We start from the raw sequence: 18,395 nt of genomic DNA, 5'->3' as shown, positions 1-18,395 counted from the left end.
CCTACGCCGAGTTCGCCGGACGGGTGCATCAGCTGGCCCGCAAGCTCATCGAGGCCGGGGTCGGCCCGGAGAGCCTGGTGGGCTTGGGCATTCGCCGTTCGGTGGACCTGGTGGTCGCGATGTACGCGATCGTCGAGGCCGGTGGCGCGTACGTGCCGCTGGACCTGGACCAGCCCGCCGACCGCATCGACTACGTGCTCGAGACCGCTCGGCCGGTGTGCGTGCTCACCACCGAGCGGGACGGATTCACCCACGCGAGCGTCCCGGCCGTCGCGGTCGACACCGTCGACCTGTCGGGTTACTCCGACGCCGTGCTGACCGACGCGGATCGCAGTGCGCCGCTGCGGGCTTCGAACACCGCCTACGTGATCTTCACCTCGGGTTCGACCGGTCGCCCGAAGGGTGTGGCGGTGCCGCACTCGGCGATCGCGAACCGCCTGGTGTGGATGCAGGCCGAGTACGGCCTGACCGCCGCCGACGTGGTGCTGCAGAAGACTCCGGTCACCTTCGACGTGTCGGTGTGGGAGTTCTTCTGGCCCTTGCAGATCGGCGCGAAGCTGGTCGTGGCCAAGCCCGACGGGCACCGGGATCCGGTGTACCTGGCCGAGACCATTGCCCGCGAAGGCGTCACGACCGCGCACTTCGTGCCGTCGATGATGGCCGTGTTCGTCTCGGAACCGGCCGCCGCGGACTGCACGAGCCTGCGCCTGGTCTTCGCTTCCGGTGAGGCGCTGCCCGCGACCACCGCCCAGCAGCTGCGCCGGGTCACCGGCGCCGCCCTGCACAACCTGTACGGCCCGACCGAGGCGGCCGTCGACGTCACCTATCACCAGGTCACCGACGCCGACACCGAGACCGTGCCGATCGGCCGCCCGGTGTTCAACACCCAGGTGTACGTGCTGGATTCGCGCCTGCACCCGGTCGCGCCGGGCATGGCGGGCGAGCTCTACCTGGCGGGCGTGCAGCTGGCGCGCGGCTACGTGGCGCGCCCCGACCTGTCGTCGGATCGCTTCGTGGCCAACCCGTTCACGCCGGGCAAGCGCATGTACCGCACCGGTGACCTGGTCACCTGGACCGCGGACGGCGAGCTGGAGTACATCGGCCGCACCGACTTCCAGGTCAAGCTGCGCGGTCTGCGCATCGAGCTCGGCGAGATCGAGGCCGCGCTGACCGCCCACGAGTCGGTCGCCCAGGCCGTCGTGGTGCTGCGTTCCGATGCCCGCACCGGTGACCAGCTGGTCGCATACGTGGTTCCGGCGCAATCGGCTTCGACCGAACCGGTCGCCCTCGGCGCGGACGCCCTCGACGTGGAGGCCGTGCGCGAGCACCTGGCCGCGCAGCTGCCGTCCTACATGGTCCCCGCCGCCTTCGTGGCCCTGGGCGCGTTCCCGCTCAGTGCCAACGGCAAGCTGGACCGCCGCGCGCTGCCCGAGCCGGAGTTCGCCGCCCGCGAATTCCGTGCCGCCGCAACGCGTGCCGAGGAGATCGTGGCCGGCGTCTTCGCCGAGGTGCTCGGACTGGCGAGCCCGGTCGGCGCGGACGACGACTTCTTCGAGCTGGGCGGCAACTCGCTGATCGCCACCCAGGTCGTCGCGCGACTGGGCGCGGCGCTCGACACCCGCATTCCCGTCCGCGCTCTGTTCGACGCCCCGAGCGTGGCCGCCCTGGCCGCGCGGGTGGAAGCGCAGGCGGGCACCGGTGGCCGCCGCGCGCTGGTGGCCCAGGCCCGGCCGGACGAGATCCCGCTGTCGCTGGCCCAGCAGCGCATGTGGTTCCTCAACCGCTTCGACACCGCCTCGGCCGTCAACAACATCCCGCTCGCGGTGCGCCTGACCGGCGACCTCGACGTGGACGCCCTGCTGGCCGCCGTCGGCGACGTGCTGGAGCGGCACGAGGTGCTGCGCACCGTCTACCCGGAGAACGCCGAAGGCCGTGGCGTGCAGGTCATCCTGCCCGCCGACCAGGTCCGCCTGGACTCGGCCGCCAATGCCGGCATCCACGGCGGCGGCACCGGCCTGGCCCCGGTCGAGGTGGCCGAGGCCGACCTGCGCGAGCGCATCGTCGAGCTGGTCCTCACCGGCTTCGACGTGACCGCCGCGGCCCCCGTACGCGCCGGACTGTTCCGGGTCTCGGATGCCGGGCAGCCCACGCACGTACTGGTTTTCGTGGTGCACCACATCTCCGGCGACGGCTGGTCGGTGCGCCCGCTGGCCCGCGACGTCATGGTCGCCTACGCGGCCCGCGCCACTGGTGAAGCGCCGCATTGGGCGCCGCTGCCGGTGCAGTACGCCGACTTCGCGCTGTGGCAGCGCGAAACCCTCGGCGACGAGGACGACGCGGACTCGCTGATCGCCCAGCAGGTCTCCTACTGGAGCAGCGAACTGGCCGGGCTGCCGGACCAGATCGACCTGCCCTCGGATCGCCCGCGCCCGGCGGTGGCGTCCAATGCCGGTGGGGTGCACGAGTTCTCGATCGACGCCGACCTCTTGGCCGGACTCAACGGCCTGGCCCGTGAGCACGGCGCCTCGCTGTTCATGGTCGTGCACGCGGCCTTCGCGGCCCTGCTGGCGCGCCTGTCCGGCGGCGAGGACATCGCCATCGGCACCGCGGTCGCGGGCCGTGGCGAGCAGGTGCTCGACGATGCCATCGGCATGTTCGTCAACACCCTGGTGCTGCGCACGGCCGTCGACTCGGGGGAGAAGTTCGCCGAGCTGCTGGCCCGCACCAAGGACACCGATCTGGCCGCCTTCGGCCACGCCGATCTGCCCTTCGAGCGCCTGGTCGAGATCCTCAACCCGGCGCGCTCGCAGGCGCGGCACCCGCTGTTCCAGGTCATGCTGTCGTTCCAGAACACCGGCGCGGCGACCTTCGCCCTGCCCGGGCTGGAAGTGGCGGGCGTGCCGCTGGACGTGGTCACTGCCAAGTTCGACCTGCACCTCAACCTGCGCTCCGCCTCCCCGCGCTTCGAGCGGGCCGACGGCGACGGCATGACCGCCGAATTCGCCTACGCCACCGACATGTTCGACCCGGCCACCATCGCCGCCTTCGGTGAGCGCCTGGTGCGCCTGCTGTCGGCCGTGGTCGCCGAGCCGACCGCGCTGGTCGGCGATATCGAGCTGCTGGACGCGGCCGAGCGCCGCCAGGTGCTGCGCACCTGGAACGCCACCGAGTACGACGTCAAGCGGGTCGCCCTGGGCGGCAAGAAGATCGAGGCCGAGGTCACCCTCGCGTCGATGTTCCAGACCCAGCTGAAGCAGACCCCCGACCTCACCGCGCTGGTGTTCGAGGGGACGAGTCTGTCCTACGGCGAGTTCGCCGCTCGCGTGCACAAGCTGGCCCGCCACCTCATCGCCGAGGGCGTCGGACCGGACACCTATGTCGCCCTGGGCATGCGCCGCTCCTTCGAGCTGCTGGTCGGCATGTACGCCGTCACGGTCGCCGGTGGCGCGTACGTGCCGCTGGACCCGGACCACCCGGCCGAGCGCAACCAGTACGTGCTCGACACCGCACAGCCGGTGTGCGTGCTCAGCACCCGCGGGGACCGGTTCGAAACCACCACGCGCACGCTGCTGATCGACGAGCTGGACCTGTCGGGCTACTCCGACGCCCCGATCACCGACGCCGACCGCACCGCCCCGCTGCGTGGCGACAATGTCGCGTACGTGATCTTCACGTCGGGTTCGACCGGCCGCCCGAAGGGTGTGGCGGTGAGCCACACGGCCATCGTCAACCGCCTGGTGTGGATGCAGACCGAGTACGGCCTGTTCGACGACGATGTCGTACTGCAGAAGACTCCGGCCACCTTCGACGTGTCGGTGTGGGAGTTCTTCTGGCCCCTGCAGATCGGCGCGGCCCTGGTCATCGCCAAGCCGGACGGTCACCGCGATCCGGGCTACCTGGCCGACCTGATCATCGAGACCGGTGTCACCACCGCGCACTTCGTGCCGTCGATGATGTCGGTGTTCGTGGCGGAGGAGAAGGCCGCCGAATGTGTTTCGCTGCAGCAGGTCTTCGCCTCCGGTGAGGCGCTGCCCGCGCCGACCGCGCAGAAGCTGCGCGAGCTCACCGGTGCGCGCCTGCACAACCTGTACGGCCCGACCGAGGCGGCCGTCGACGTCACCTACCACGAGGTGGAGGACACCGACACGCTGTCGGTGCCGATCGGCGCGCCGGTCTTCAACACCCGTGTGTACGTGCTGGATTCGCGCCTGCACCCGGTCGCCCCGGGTGTCGCGGGTGAGCTGTACCTGTCGGGCGTCCAGCTGGCGCGCGGCTACGTCGCCCGCCCGGAGCTGACCGCCGATCGCTTCGTCGCGGACCCGTTCCACGACGGCGAGCGCATGTACCGCACCGGCGACCTCGTCAAGTGGACCGGTCGCGGCGAGCTGGAGTACCTGGGCCGCACCGACTTCCAGGTGAAGCTGCGCGGTCTGCGCATCGAGCTCGGCGAGATCGAGGCCGCGCTCACCGCCATCGACGCCATCGCCCAGTCGGTGGTCGTGGTCCGCAGCGACGAGCGGCTCGGTGAGCAGCTGGTCGGCTATGTCATCCCGACCGCCGGCCACAGCGTCGACCTCGACGCCGTGCGCGCCGAGCTCCAGGACGGCCTGCCCGGCTACATGGTCCCGACCTCCTTCGTGGTACTGGACGCCTTCCCGCTCAATGCCTCCGGCAAGCTGGATCGCAAGCGGCTGCCCGCGCCGGTGTTCGAGGCCAAGGTCTTCCGCGCCCCGTCCACCCCGATCGAGGAGATCGTGGCGGGCATCTTCTCCGACGTGCTCGGCGTCGGACGGGTCGGCCTGGACGACGACTTCTTCGAGCTCGGCGGCAACTCGCTGATCGCCACCCAGGTCACCGCCCGCCTCGGCGCGGCCCTGGACACCCAGCTCGCGGTGCGCGATCTGTTCGAGGCGTCCACGGTCGCGGCGCTGGCCGCGCGGGTGGAGCGCAATGCCGGTTCCGGCCGGCGTCCGAGCCTGGTCGCCGGCGAGCGGCCCGCGCACCTGCCGCTGTCCCCGGCGCAGCAGCGCTACTGGTTCCTCAACCAGTTCGACACCAGCACCTCGGCGGTCGACAATATTCCGCTCGCGGTCCGCTTCACCGGCGCGCTCGACCTCTACGCCATGAAGCAGGCCATCGGCGACGTGATCGCCCGCCACGAGGTGCTGCGCACCGTGTACCCGCGCTCGGCCGCGGGCCCGCACCAGGTCGTGCTGCCCGCCTCGCAGACCGATCTGTCGCTGGTGCCGGAGGAGGTGACCGAGGGCGAACTGCTCGGCAAGGTCATCGAATTCGCCATGACCACCTTCGACGTCACCGTCGAGGTGCCGCTCGCGGTCAAGATGTTCCGTATCGCGGACAGTGAGACCACCCAGCACGTGCTGGCCTTCACCGTCCACCACGTCTCCGCCGACGGCTCCTCCATGGGCCCGATGGCGCGCGACATCATGGCCGCCTATGTGGCCCGGGTGAACGGCGATGTGCCGCAGTGGGCTCCGCTGCCGGTGCAGTACGCCGACTACGCGCTGTGGCAGCGCGAGGTGCTCGGCCGCGAGGACGACGCGGAATCGCTTGCCGCCAAGCAGGTCTCGTACTGGACCCGGGCGCTGACCGGGCTGCCGGACCAGCTGGAGCTGCCCACCGACCGGCCGCGCCCCCCGGCGCAGTCGTTCCACGGCAAGGCGCTGCGCTTCGATATCGACGCCGAGCGTCACGCCAAGCTGCACGAGCTGGCGCGGGCCAACAACGCCTCGCTGTTCATGGTCGTGCACGCCGCCCTGGCGGTGCTGCTGGCCCGCCTGTCCGGCACCGACGACATCGCGGTCGGCACCCCGATCGCGGGTCGCGGTGAACGCGAACTCGACGACATGATCGGCATGTTCGTGAACACCCTGGTGTTCCGGACCCAGGTCGACGGCGCCGCGAGCTTCGCCGACCTGCTCTCCGAGGTGCGCGAGCGCGACCTGGAAGCCTTCGCCAACGCCGACGTGCCGTTCGAGCGCCTGGTCGAGGTGCTCAACCCGGTCCGCTCCACCGCGCGCAACCCGCTGTTCCAGGTGGGCCTCTCGTTCCAGAACCTGGCCGAGACCGCCTTCGAGCTGCCGGGCCTGCACGTGGCCGCGGTCGAATTCGACTCGCAGCTGGCCAAGACCGACCTGCACGTCACGCTCTACGACCGGTACACCGAGGACGGCACCCCGGCCGAGATCCTCACCGAATTCGGTTACGCCACCGACCTGTTCGACGAATCGACCGTGCGGTCCTTCGCCGACCGGTTCGTGCGGGTGCTGGACGCCATCCTGGCCGACACCACCGTCGCGGTCGGCGACCTCGACCTGCTGGACGAGGACGAGAACGCGCGAATCCTGCAGCGGTGGAACAACACCGCGCAGGACCTGGAGTCGGTCATGGACGGCGGTTCCGAGGCCACCCTGGTCTCGCTGCTCGACCGGTCGGTGTCCGACGACCCGAAGGCCGTCGCCATCGTCGCCGACACCGCCGAGGGCACCGAGCAGCTGACCTACGCCGAGCTCGACGTCCGCGTGAACCAGCTCGCCCGCGAGCTCATCGCGCGCGGCATCGGCGCGGAAGACCGGGTGGCCCTGGCCATTCGACGGTCCACCGACCTGGTGGTCGCCATGTACGCGGTCGCCAAGTCCGGTGCCGCCTATGTGCCGATCGATCCGGATCAGCCCGCCGAGCGTGTCGGCTACATCCTGGAGACGGCCGCGCCCAAGGCCGTGCTCACCACGGCGGCAGTCGGGTTCGAATCCGAGCTGGCCGAGGTGCTGCGCATCGACGAGCTGGACCTGTCCGGCCACTCGGCCAAGCCGATCACGGCCGCCGAGCGGGTGCGCGAGCTGACGGCCGCGAACACCGCGTACGTCATCTTCACCTCCGGTTCCACCGGCCGCCCCAAGGGTGTGGCGCTGCCGCACGGCGCGGTCGTGAACCAGTTGCTGTGGAAGGTCACCGAATTCGGCCTCGACCCGGCCGACGCGGTGCTGCTCAAGACCGCCGCCACCTTCGACCTCTCGGTCTGGGAGTTCTGGTCCGCCGCCGCCTGCGGTGGCCGCATGGTCATCGCCGCGCCGGACGGCCACAAGGACCCGGCGTACCTGAACGAGCTCATGGCCCGCGAATGGGTGACCACCCTACACGTGGTGCCGTCCATGCTGGACGCGCTGCTCGCCGACGGGCTGCCGGATTCGCTGTGGCGCATCCTGGCCATCGGTGAGGCGCTGCCCGGCCCGCTGGCGCAGCGCGTGCTGCGGGAGCGGCCGCGCACCGAGCTGTTCAACCTGTACGGCCCGACCGAGGCCGCGGTGTCCATCACCAACCACCGGGTCACCACCCGCGACGAGCTGTCGGTGTCCATCGGCTCGCCCGAGTGGAACTCCCAGGTGTACGTGCTGGATGCGCGCCTGCGGCCGGTGCCGGTGGGCGTCTCCGGCGAGCTGTACCTGGCCGGCGCGCAGCTGGCGCGCGGCTACCACGGCCGACCGGACCTCACCTCCGACCGGTTCGTGGCGAACCCGTTCGCCGACAACGGTTCCCGCATGTACCGCACCGGTGACCTGGTGGCCTGGCAGGAGAACGGGGAGCTGGAGTACCGGGGCCGCACCGACTTCCAGGTGAAGATCCGCGGTTTCCGCATCGAGCTCGGCGATATCGAATCCGCGCTGCTGCGCCTGGATTCCGTCGCCTCGGCGGCCGTGGTCGCGCACACCGATCCGGTGCTCGGCGACCGCCTGGTGGCCTACATCGTCGGCAGCGACGGCGACCCCGACAAGCAGCAGCTGCAGTCGGCGCTGGCCGCCGAACTGCCGTCGTACATGATTCCGTCGGTCTTCATGCCGCTGACCGCGTTGCCGCTCAACGCCAACGGCAAGCTGGACCGTAAGGAGCTGCCGCAGCCCACCTTCGAGAAGGCGGTCTTCCGCGCCCCCGTCAGCCCGATCGAGCAGATCGTGGCGGGAGTGTTCGCCGAGGTGCTGCGTGTCGAATCCGGCCGCATCGGCCTGGACGACGACTTCTTCGCGTGGGGCGGCAACTCGCTGCTCGCCACCCAGGTGGCCGCGCGTCTCGGCGAGGCGCTCAACACCCGGGTGCCGGTGCGACTGATGTTCGAGGCGTCCACCGTGGCCGCGCTCGCGGCCCGCGTGGAACGCGACGCCGGCGCCGGTGGCCGCAAGGCGCTCACCGCCGGACCGCGGCCGGACAACATTCCGCTGTCGCTGGCCCAGCAGCGCATGTGGTTCCTCAACCGCTTCGACACCGCCTCGGCCGCCTACAACGTGCCGGTCGCGGTGCGGCTGTCGGGCCTGCTGGACGAGGACGCGCTGCGTGCCGCCATCGCGGATGTGGTTGCCCGCCACGAGATCCTGCGGACCATCTACCCGCAGACCGAGGACGGGCCGGTGCAGGTCATCCTGCCGCCGGCGCAGGCCGTGCCGGAGCTCGAGGTGCGCACCGTCACCGCCGACGAGGTGGTGGGCGCGGTGGTCGAGCTGACCACCACCGCCTTCGACGTGACCGTCGAGGTGCCGATCAAGGTGGCGCTGTTCAAGATCGAGGGTGAGGTCCCGGCTCCCGCGGCCGAGTCCGGTGCCGCGACGCGCGGGCAGTCGGAAGCCGCGGCGCACGCGGCGGCCTACACCTTCGACTTCGCCGATATCGAGCCCACCGGCCAGTTCCCGGTCGTGGACCCGAACGGCCCCGCGCCCGCGGAATACGTGCTGGCCCTGGTGATCCACCACATCTCCGGTGACGGTTCCTCGGTGGCCCCGCTGACCCGCGACCTGATGACCGCCTACGCGGCGCGCTCCATCAAGCAGAAGCCGGGCTGGACCCCGCTGGCGGTGCAGTACGCGGACTACTCCATCTGGCAGCGCGAACTGCTGGGCAGCGAGGACGATTCGGAATCGCTGGCGTCGAAGCAGGTCGCCTACTGGGCGCAGGCGCTCGCCGGCCTGCCGGATCAGCTGGACCTTCCGGCCGACCGGCCGCGTCCGGCGGTGCAGACCTTCGCGGGCGGCAAGATCGACGTCCGCATCGACGCCGAATTGCACACGGCGCTGGTCGAATTGGCCCGCACCGAGGGCGCGACGCTGTTCATGGTCGTGCACACCGCGCTGGCCGTGCTGCTGTCGCGCCTGTCGGGCTCCGACGACATCGCCATCGGCACCCCGATGGCCGGTCGTGGCGAGGCCGTCCTGGACGACCTCATCGGTATGTTCGTCAACACCCTGGTGTTCCGCACGCTGGTCGACGGCGGGCAGCCGTTCGCCGAGCTGCTGGCGCGCCAGCGCGAGACCGACATCCAGGCCTACGCCAATGCCGACGTGCCGTTCGAGCGCCTGGTCGAGGTGCTCAACCCGGCCCGCTCGACCGCGCGGCACCCGCTGTTCCAGGTGGGTCTGTCCTTCCAGAACCTGACCCGCTCCACCCTGGAGCTGCCGGGCCTGAGCGTGTCCGGCCTGGACGTCGACACCGAGCTGTCGCAGTTCGACCTGCACCTGATCGTCTCCGACATCTACGGCGAAGACGGTGCGGCCCAGGGCATCACCGGCATCCTGACCTACGCCACCGATATCTTCGACCGCGGCACCGTGCGCGACTTCGCGGATCGGTTCGTGCACCTGCTGCGCGAGATCGTGACCGCACCCCGCACCGCGGTCGGCGAGATCGAGCTGCTGGCCGGGGCCGAGCGGACCGAGATCCTGGAGCGGCGCAATACCACCGCGCACCAGGTGGATTCGGCCGCGACGCTGGTGTCCATGCTCGATGCGACGGTGGCGGCCAAGCCGACCGCCATCGCGCTCATCGGACCGGACAGCGAGACGCTGACCTACGCCGAACTCGGCGCCCGGGTCAACGGCCTTGCCCGCCACCTGATCTCGCTGGGAGTGGGCCCGGAGGCGCGGGTCGCGCTGGCGCTGCGGCGCTCCGTCGACCTGGTCGTGGCCATGTACGCGGTCTCGGTCGCCGGTGGCGCGTACGTGCCGGTGGACCCGGACCAGCCGGCCGAGCGGACCGGGTACATCCTGGAAACCGCCGCGCCGGTGTGCGTGCTGACCAATGCCGCGGCCGAGTTCACGACCGATATCGCGCCGCTGGTGCGGATGGACGGGCTCGCGCTGTCGGGTGCGAACCCCGGCCCGGTCACCGATGCCGAGCGGGTCGCCCCGCTGCGGCCCGAGCACACCGCCTACGTCATCTTCACCTCTGGCTCCACCGGTCGCCCGAAGGGCGTGGCGCTGCCGCACGCGGCCATCGCCAACCAGTTGCAGTGGAAGAGCGCGGAATTCGAGCTCGGCGCGGACGACGCGGTGCTGCTCAAGACCGCCGCCACCTTCGACCTGTCGGTCTGGGAGTTCTGGTCGGCCGCCGTGTCCGGTGGCCGCCTGGTGATCGCCGCGGCCGACGGGCACCGGGATCCGGCGTACCTCAACGAGCTGATGGCGCGCGAGCGGGTCACCACCCTGCACGTGGTGCCGTCCATGCTGGACGCGCTGCTCACCGCGGCCGAAGGGACGCTGAACGATTCTCTGCGGCGGGTCCTCGCCATCGGTGAGGCGCTGCCCGCGACAGTGGCGCAGCGCTTCCGCGCGGGCAATCCGGACGCCGGGCTGTTCAACCTGTACGGCCCGACCGAGGCCGCGGTGTCCATCACCAGCCACCGGGTCACCGATGCCGATCAGGGTTCGGTGTCCATCGGTGCGCCGGAATGGAATTCGCGGGTCTACGTGCTCGACGCGCGCCTGAACCCGGTGCCCGACGGCGTCTCCGGCGAGCTCTACCTCGCCGGTGCGCAGCTGGCCCGCGGCTACTTCGCGCGTCCGGACCTGACCGCGGATCGCTTCGTGGCCAACCCGTTCGCCGTCGGCGAGCGTATGTACCGCACCGGTGACCTCGTCGCCTGGTCCGGCAACGGCGAGCTGGAGTACCGGGGCCGCACCGACTTCCAGGTGAAGATCCGTGGTTTCCGTATCGAGCTCGGCGAGATCGAGGCGGCGCTGCTGGCACTGCCGGAGATCGCCCAGACCGCGGTGCTGGCCAAGCAGGATGCCAAGACGGGTGACCGGCTGGTGGCCTACCTGGTGCCATCCGGCTCGGGTGTCGATGTGCCGCTGGTGAAGTCGGCGCTGTCGGCGGCGCTGCCGTCGTACATGGTGCCGTCGGCCTTCGTGGTGCTGGATGCCCTGCCGCTCAATGTGAACGGCAAGCTGGACCGGAAGGCGCTGCCGGAGCCCGAGTTCGAGACCACCGCCTTCCGGGCGCCGTCCACCCCGATCGAGGAGATCGTGGCGGGCGTCATCGCGGAGGTCCTGGGCGCCGAGCGCGTGGGCGCGGACGACGACTTCTTCGCCCTCGGCGGCAACTCGCTGCTAGCCACCCAGGTCGCCGCGCGCATCGGCGCGGCCCTGGACGCGCGGGTGCCGGTGCGCGCCGTGTTCGAGGCGTCGACCGTCGCCGGGCTGGCCGCCAAGGTCGAGCAGCACGCCGGCGCGGGAGACCGCAAGGCGCTCACGGCCGCACCGCGGCCCGACACTGTGCCGCTGTCGCTGGCACAGCAGCGCATGTGGTTCCTCAACCAGTTCGACACCGCGTCGGCCGCGTACAACGTCCCCGTGGCGGTGCGCCTGACCGGTGCGCTGGATGTGGAGGCGCTGCAGCAGGCCGTCGCCGACGTGATCGGCCGCCACGAGACGCTGCGCACCGTCTACCCGCAGGTGGACGGTGCGGCCTCGCAGGTGATCGTGCCCGTGGCGCAGGCGGTTCCGGATCTGACGCCGGTCGTCGTTTCGGCCGAGTCGGTGACCGAGCGGATCGCCGCGCTGGTCACCACCGGCTTCGACGTGACCGCGGAAGTGCCGTTGCACGCCAAGCTGTTCCGAGTAGAAGGCGTCGAAACGGAGTCCATTGGCGGCACCGCCGCCGTCGAGCATGTTCTGGTCTTCGTCACCCACCACATCGCCGCCGACGGCTGGTCCATGGGCCCGCTCACCCGCGACGTCATGGTGGCCTACGCCGCCCGGGCCGCCGGTGTCGCGCCCGGCTGGGCGCCGCTGCCGGTGCAGTACGCGGACTTCTCGATCTGGCAGCGCGAGGTGCTCGGCTCCGAGGACGACGCGACCAGCCTGATCGCCGCGCAGGCCGAATTCTGGCGCACCGCACTGGCGGATCTGCCCGACGAGCTGAACCTGCCCTCGGATCGCCCGCGCCCCACCGCGCAGTCCTTCCGCGGCGGCCGGGTGCTGTTCCCGATCGGCAAGGACCTGCACCGCGGACTCCAGCAGATCGCGCGCACCAACAACGCGACCATGTTCATGGTCGTGCACACCGCCCTCGCGGTGTTCCTGGCGCGCCTGTCCGGCACCTCCGACATCGCCATCGGCGCGCCCATCGCGGGCCGCGGCGAGGCCGAGCTGGACAACCTGATCGGCATGTTCGTCAACACCCTGGTGCTGCGCACCGAGGTGAGCGGACAGGCCGGCTTCACCGAGCTGCTGGCCAAGGCCAAGGACAGTGACCTGCAGTCGTTCGCGCACGCGGACATTCCGTTCGAGCGGCTGGTCGAGCTGCTCAACCCGGAGCGGTCCACCGCGCGGCACCCCCTGTTCCAGGTGGCGCTGTCGTTCGAGAACCTGCCCGACAGCTCCTTCGAGCTGCCCGCGCTGCGGGCCGCGGCGGTCGACTTCGAGAACGAGATCGCCAAGTTCGACCTCATGCTCACCCTGACCGAGGCTCCGGCCGACGCGGACGCGGGCATGTACGCCGAATTCGGTTACGCCCGTGACCTGTTCGACCAGGAGACGGTGGAGGGCTTCGCGGAGCGGTTCCTCCGCCTGCTGGGCGAGATCATCGCCGCGCCGCGCACCGCGGTCGGCGACCTGGAGATCCTGGCCGCCGACGAGCGCGCCGACCTGATCTCCCGCACGGGCGGTCCGGCCATCGAACCGCGCGTGCTGCCCGAGCTGCTGGCCGAGGCCGTCGCCAACAACCCGGTCGGCGAGGCGGTCGTGTTCCAGGGCCAGGCCCTGGGCTACGCCGAACTCGACGCGGCCTCCTCGCGCCTGGCGCGTGTGCTCATCGAGCGCGGCGCCGGACCGGAAACCCGTGTCGCCGTGGCCATCCGGCGTTCCTTCGAATCGGTGCTGGCCATCTGGGCCGTCGCCAAGTCGGGTGCGGCCTTCGTGCCGGTCGATCCGTCCTACCCGGCGGACCGCATCGCGCACATGGTCAACGACTCCGGCGCGGTGCTCGGCCTCACGGTCGACACCGAGCTCGAGGGGCTGCCGCCGGTCAAGAGCCTGGCCGGCTGGATCTCGCTCGACGATCCCATGGTGCAGGCCGAGATCGCCTCGCACTTCGCCGAACCCGTCACCGACGCGGAGCGGTGGGCGCCGGTCCGGCCGGACCACGTGGCCTACGTGATCTACACCTCGGGTACCACGGGCATGCCGAAGGGCGTCGTGGTGACGCACTCTGGTCTCGCCAACTTCGCGACCGAGCAGATCGTGCGCTACCACCTCGACTCCGGTTCGCGGGCACTGCATTTCGCCTCGCCGTCGTTCGACGCGTCGGTGCTGGAGTACCTGCTCGCCATCGGCGCGGGCGGCACCCTCGTGGTGGTCCCGCCGGGCGTCTACGGCGGCGAGGAACTGGCCGAGCTGATCAAGCGCGAGCGGGCCACGCACGCCTTCATCACCCCGGCCGCGCTCGCCACCCTCGACCCGAAGGGCCTGGACTCGCTGCGGGTGCTCGTCGCCGGTGGTGAGGCCGTGCCGGCCGATCTGGTCGAGAAGTGGGCGATTCCGTTGGAGAACCGCACGATTCGTGCGTTCCACAACGGCTACGGCCCGACCGAGACCACGATCATGACCAACATCAGCGATGCGCTGGTGCCGGGCGATCTGGTCACCATCGGCGGTCCGATCCGCGGTATGCAGGCCCTCATCCTGGACGCGCGCCTGCGTCCGGTGCCGGTGGGCGTCGCGGGTGAGCTGTACCTGTCGGGTATCCAGCTCTCGCGCGGCTACCACGACCGCCCGGGCCTGTCGGCCGAGCGGTTCGTCGCCAACCCGTTCGTGGCCGGCGAGCGCATGTACCGCTCCGGTGACGTGGTCCGCTGGACCCCCACCGGCGAGGTGGAATACGTGGGCCGCAACGACTTCCAGGTGAAGGTGCGCGGCTTCCGCATCGAGCTCGGTGAGATCGACGCCGCGCTGGCCTCGCACGAGACGGTCGACTTCGCGGTCACGGTCGGTCACAAGACCGAGGCCGGGGCCACCATCCTGGCGGCCTACGTGCTGCCGGTGGCGGGCCGGACCGTCGACATCCCGGCGCTGACCGAGCATGTCGCGGGCCGCCTGCCGGAATACATGGTGCCGACGGCCATCACGATCCTGGACGCCATCCCGCTGACCCCGGTCGGCAAGCTGGATCGCCGGGCGCTGCCCGAGCCGGTGTTCACCGCGCGGGACTTCCGCGCGCCGGTCACCGAACTGGAAGCGACCATCGCCGAGGTCTTCGCCGACGTGCTCGGCGTCGACCAGGTGGGTGCGGATGACTCGTTCTTCGCGCTCGGCGGCGACTCGATCCTGTCCATCCAGCTGGTCTCACGGGCCAAGGCGCGCGGCATCGTGTTCTCGCCGCGCGATGTGTTCGAGAAGCGGACCGTCGCGGGGCTGGCCGAGGTCGCCACGCTGGGCGGGGACACCGCACAGCAGAAGCTGGCGGAACTGCCGGGCGGCGGGGTCGGCGACATTCCGCTGACGCCGATCATGCACGCGATCCTGTCGAGTGGGTCGTCGTACGAACGGTTCTCGCAGACCATGCCGCTGCGACTGCCGGACGGCATCACGCGGACGGTGCTGGTCGGGGCCATCGGCGCGCTGTTCGACCACCATGATGTGCTGCGGTCGCGACTGCGCGGCAGTGCCCATCCGAAGAACGCAACGGAGGGCTTCGAATTCGAGGCGCTGCCGCGCGGGGCCGTCGACGTCGACGCGCTGGTGCACCGGGTCGAGCTGGCCGCGGACATCTCCGACGAGGAGCTGACCCGGGTCGGCAGCATCGAATTCGATGCGGCGCTGGGCCGTCTGGATCCGGCGAATGCCGCCATGGTGCAGTTCGTCTGGTTCGCCTTCGCCCCCGAGGGTTCCGACGAGGCACGCGTCCGCCGGGACGTGCTGCTCATCGTCGCGCACCACATGGTGGTCGACGGCGTCTCCTGGCGCATCCTGATTCCGGACCTGGGCCTGGCCTGGTCGCAGGTGGCGTTCGAGCAGCCGCTGGCGCTGCCCGAGACCGGCACCTCCATGCGGCGCTGGGCGCACGCCCTGGTCGAGGAGTCGCGCAGCGAGGCGCGGGTCGCGGAACTGCCGTTCTGGCAGCGGGTTACCGAGACGCCGGATCCGCTGCTCGGGTCGCGGGCGTTCGACCCGAAGGTCGACACCTTCGCCACCGTCGAGCGGATCGAGGTCACGGTGCCGGCATCGGTCACCGAGGCCGTGCTCACCGCCGTCCCGGGCCTGTACCGGGGTGGCGTCAACGACGGTCTGCTGTCGGCGCTGGCCCTGGCGGTCGCGCGCTGGCGCGGGGAGACCACCGGCGGCTCGGCGCTGATCAAGCTCGAGGGCCACGGCCGTGAAGAGGACATCGTTCCGGGCGCGGATCTTTCGCGCACGGTCGGCTGGTTCACCGCCGCCTTCCCGGTGCGACTGGACCTGAACGACGCGGATCTCGCCGATGCCTTCGAGGGCGGAAACGCCCTGGGCGACATCGTGAAATCGGTCAAGGAACAGCTGCTGGCGCTGCCCGACAAGGGTCTGGGCTGGGGTCTGCTGCGCTACCTCAACCCCGAAACCGCCACGCAGCTGCGCGATGTCGGCCAGATCAGCTTCAACTACCTGGGCCGGATGTCCGCGGGCGAGGTGCCCGAGGGCATGGCCGAACTGGGCTGGGTGCCGGTCGACGACCTGGGCCGCCTCGACGGCGACATGGACGCGGACATGCCCGCCAACGCCACGCTCGACATCAACGCCATCGTCACCGACGGCGCGGACGGCCCGGAGCTGGGCGCGGCCTTCTCCTACCCGAGTGGGCTGCTCGAGCGCGAACGGGTGCAGGAGTTCGCCGACCTGTTCGTGGCGGCACTGACCGCGCTGGCCGCGCACGCCAAGCGGCCGGAGGCGGGCGGCTTCACGCCGTCCGACCTGCCGCTGGTGCGGGTGGAGCAGTCCGACATCGAGGTGTGGGAGCAGACGTACCCGGCGCTGTCCGACGTGTGGCCGCTCTCGCCGCTGCAGTCGGGTCTGCTGTTCCACGCGCTGCTCACCCAGAACACGGTGGACGTCTACACCATTCAGACCGTGCTCGACCTGAGCGGTGTGGTGGACGTGGATCGGCTGAAGGTGGCCGCGCAGGCCATCCTGGACCGGTACCCGAGCCTGCGGACCGCGTTCGTCACCGACGCCGACGGTCAGGCCCACCAGGTGGTGCTGGACAAGGTCGAGGCGCCGTTCACGGTCATCGATCTCACGGATCTGCCGGAGGCCGAACGCAATCCGCGCATGCGGGAGATGATCGAGGCCGATCGCGCCGATCACTTCGATCTGTCCGCGGCGCCGCTCATGCGGTTCAACGTGTTCCGGATCAGCGACGACCTGGTGCACCTGGTCATCACCACCCACCACATCCTGGTGGACGGCTGGTCCATGCCGCTGCTCATGCAGGACCTGCTGGTGCTGTACGCGGTGCGCGGCGACATGTCGGTGCTGCCGCGGGTGCCGTCGTTCCGGAACTACCTGGCCTGGCTGGCCGGACGGAACCGGGACGAATCGCTTGCCGCCTGGCAGCGCGCCCTCGCCGGAGTGAGCGAGCCGACCCAGCTCGCGCCCGCCGCGACCCGCGACGAGAACTACGAAATCGGCCGCTACACACTGGATATCGACGCCGACCGCACCCGCGCGCTCACCAAGCGCGCCGGGGAGCTCAATGTCACGCTGAACACGCTGATCCAGACCTCGTGGGCGGTGCTGATCGGCCGCCTGACCGGGCGCAGTGACGTGGTGTTCGGCGCGACCGTCTCCGGTCGCCCGGGTGATCTGCCCGGTGTCGAGTCCATGGTGGGTCTGTTCATCAACACGGTGCCGGTGCGCATCCGGGTCGATGACCGGCTGACCATCGCGGGGCTGCTGCAGCGGGTTCAGCACGATCAGGCCGATCTGCTCGAACACCACCACATCGGGCTCACCGAGATCCAGCGATTGGCCGGCGCCGGAGCGGAATTCGACACCATCATGGCGTTCGAGTCCTACCCGGTGGACAAGGACGCCATCGCCGCGGCCAGCTCCATAGACGGCATGTCCGTCAGCGGTGTGGGCATCAACGACAACACCCACTACCCGATGAGCCTGGTCATCATGGCGGGCGAGACCATCGACATCTCCATGCGCTACCTGGGCAGCCGGTTCACCGCCGACGAGGTCGCCATCCTCGCCGCGCGCTTCAACCGGATCCTGGACGCGCTGGTCGGGGACGCCGAGGGCCTGGTCGGTGACATCGACATCCTCGATGCCACCGAGCGCGCCCGCATCCTCGCCGAAAGCGCCGTCACCCCCGCCGATTCCGCGGCGGACGCGGCGCGCGTCGGCACCGCGACCGTGGCCAATGTGCTGGCCGAAGTGGTCGAAGAGGACCCGCAGGCGCCCGCTCTGCTGTCCGACGGCCAGGAGATCGCGTACGCCGTCCTGGACCGCCGCAGCTCCCAGCTGGCGCGCCTGCTCATCGAGCGAGGTGCGGGCCCTGGCGACGTCGTCGCCGTGGCCCTCCCGCACACGGTGGACGCGGTGGTCGCGGTCTGGGCGATCCACAAGGCCGGTGCCGCGGTGCTCTTCGCCGACGGCCTCTCCTTCGGCGACATCCTCGCCGCCGGAGCCGGTTTCGGCATCGCTCAGGAACCGGCTGCCAGCTCGGTCCGCTGGCTGGTCCCGTCGGACCCGAAGGTCCAGTCCGACCTGGCCACCCGCCCCGCGCACCCGGTCTCCTACACCGACCGCGTTCGCCCCCTGTCCGAGTCCGATCCCGCCTTCGTCTACCGCGACGCCGACACCTGGGCCACCCTCACCCAGTCCGAGGCCCTCGACCGCGCAGCCACCCTGCGCGCCGACAACGACGTCGACTACGAGTCCACGACGTACACCACCGCCTCCACCGACCAACCCGCGATCGACGAATTCCTGGCCTCCGCCACCGCAGGCGCCCTCTCCGTCCTCCCCACCGGCAACACCCCTGCCGACCTGGAAGACGGCGAAGTCACCCACTGGTTCACAACCCCGGCCGACCCAACAGCCGAAGCAGGCGAGGACATCCACCTCATCAACTAA

Annotated in this window: 1 protein-coding gene (running past one end of the window); it reads left to right on the top strand. The window is 70.6% G+C overall.

What is annotated here, in order from left to right:
- Positions 1 to 18,395, top strand: partial view of a non-ribosomal peptide synthase/polyketide synthase gene (locus ACFXIV_RS10685; RefSeq protein WP_379397230.1) — the 3' portion only. The gene continues 25,813 nt to the left of window position 1, outside the view; only the last 18,395 of its 44,208 coding nucleotides appear in the window; the start codon falls outside the window, past its left edge; the stop codon is at positions 18,393 to 18,395.

It is taken from the genome of Nocardia sp. NPDC059236 (assembly GCF_042754085.1).
Classification (GTDB): Bacteria; Actinomycetota; Actinomycetes; order Mycobacteriales; family Mycobacteriaceae; genus Nocardia.
This window is presented reverse-complemented; position numbering and strand designations above follow the sequence as displayed.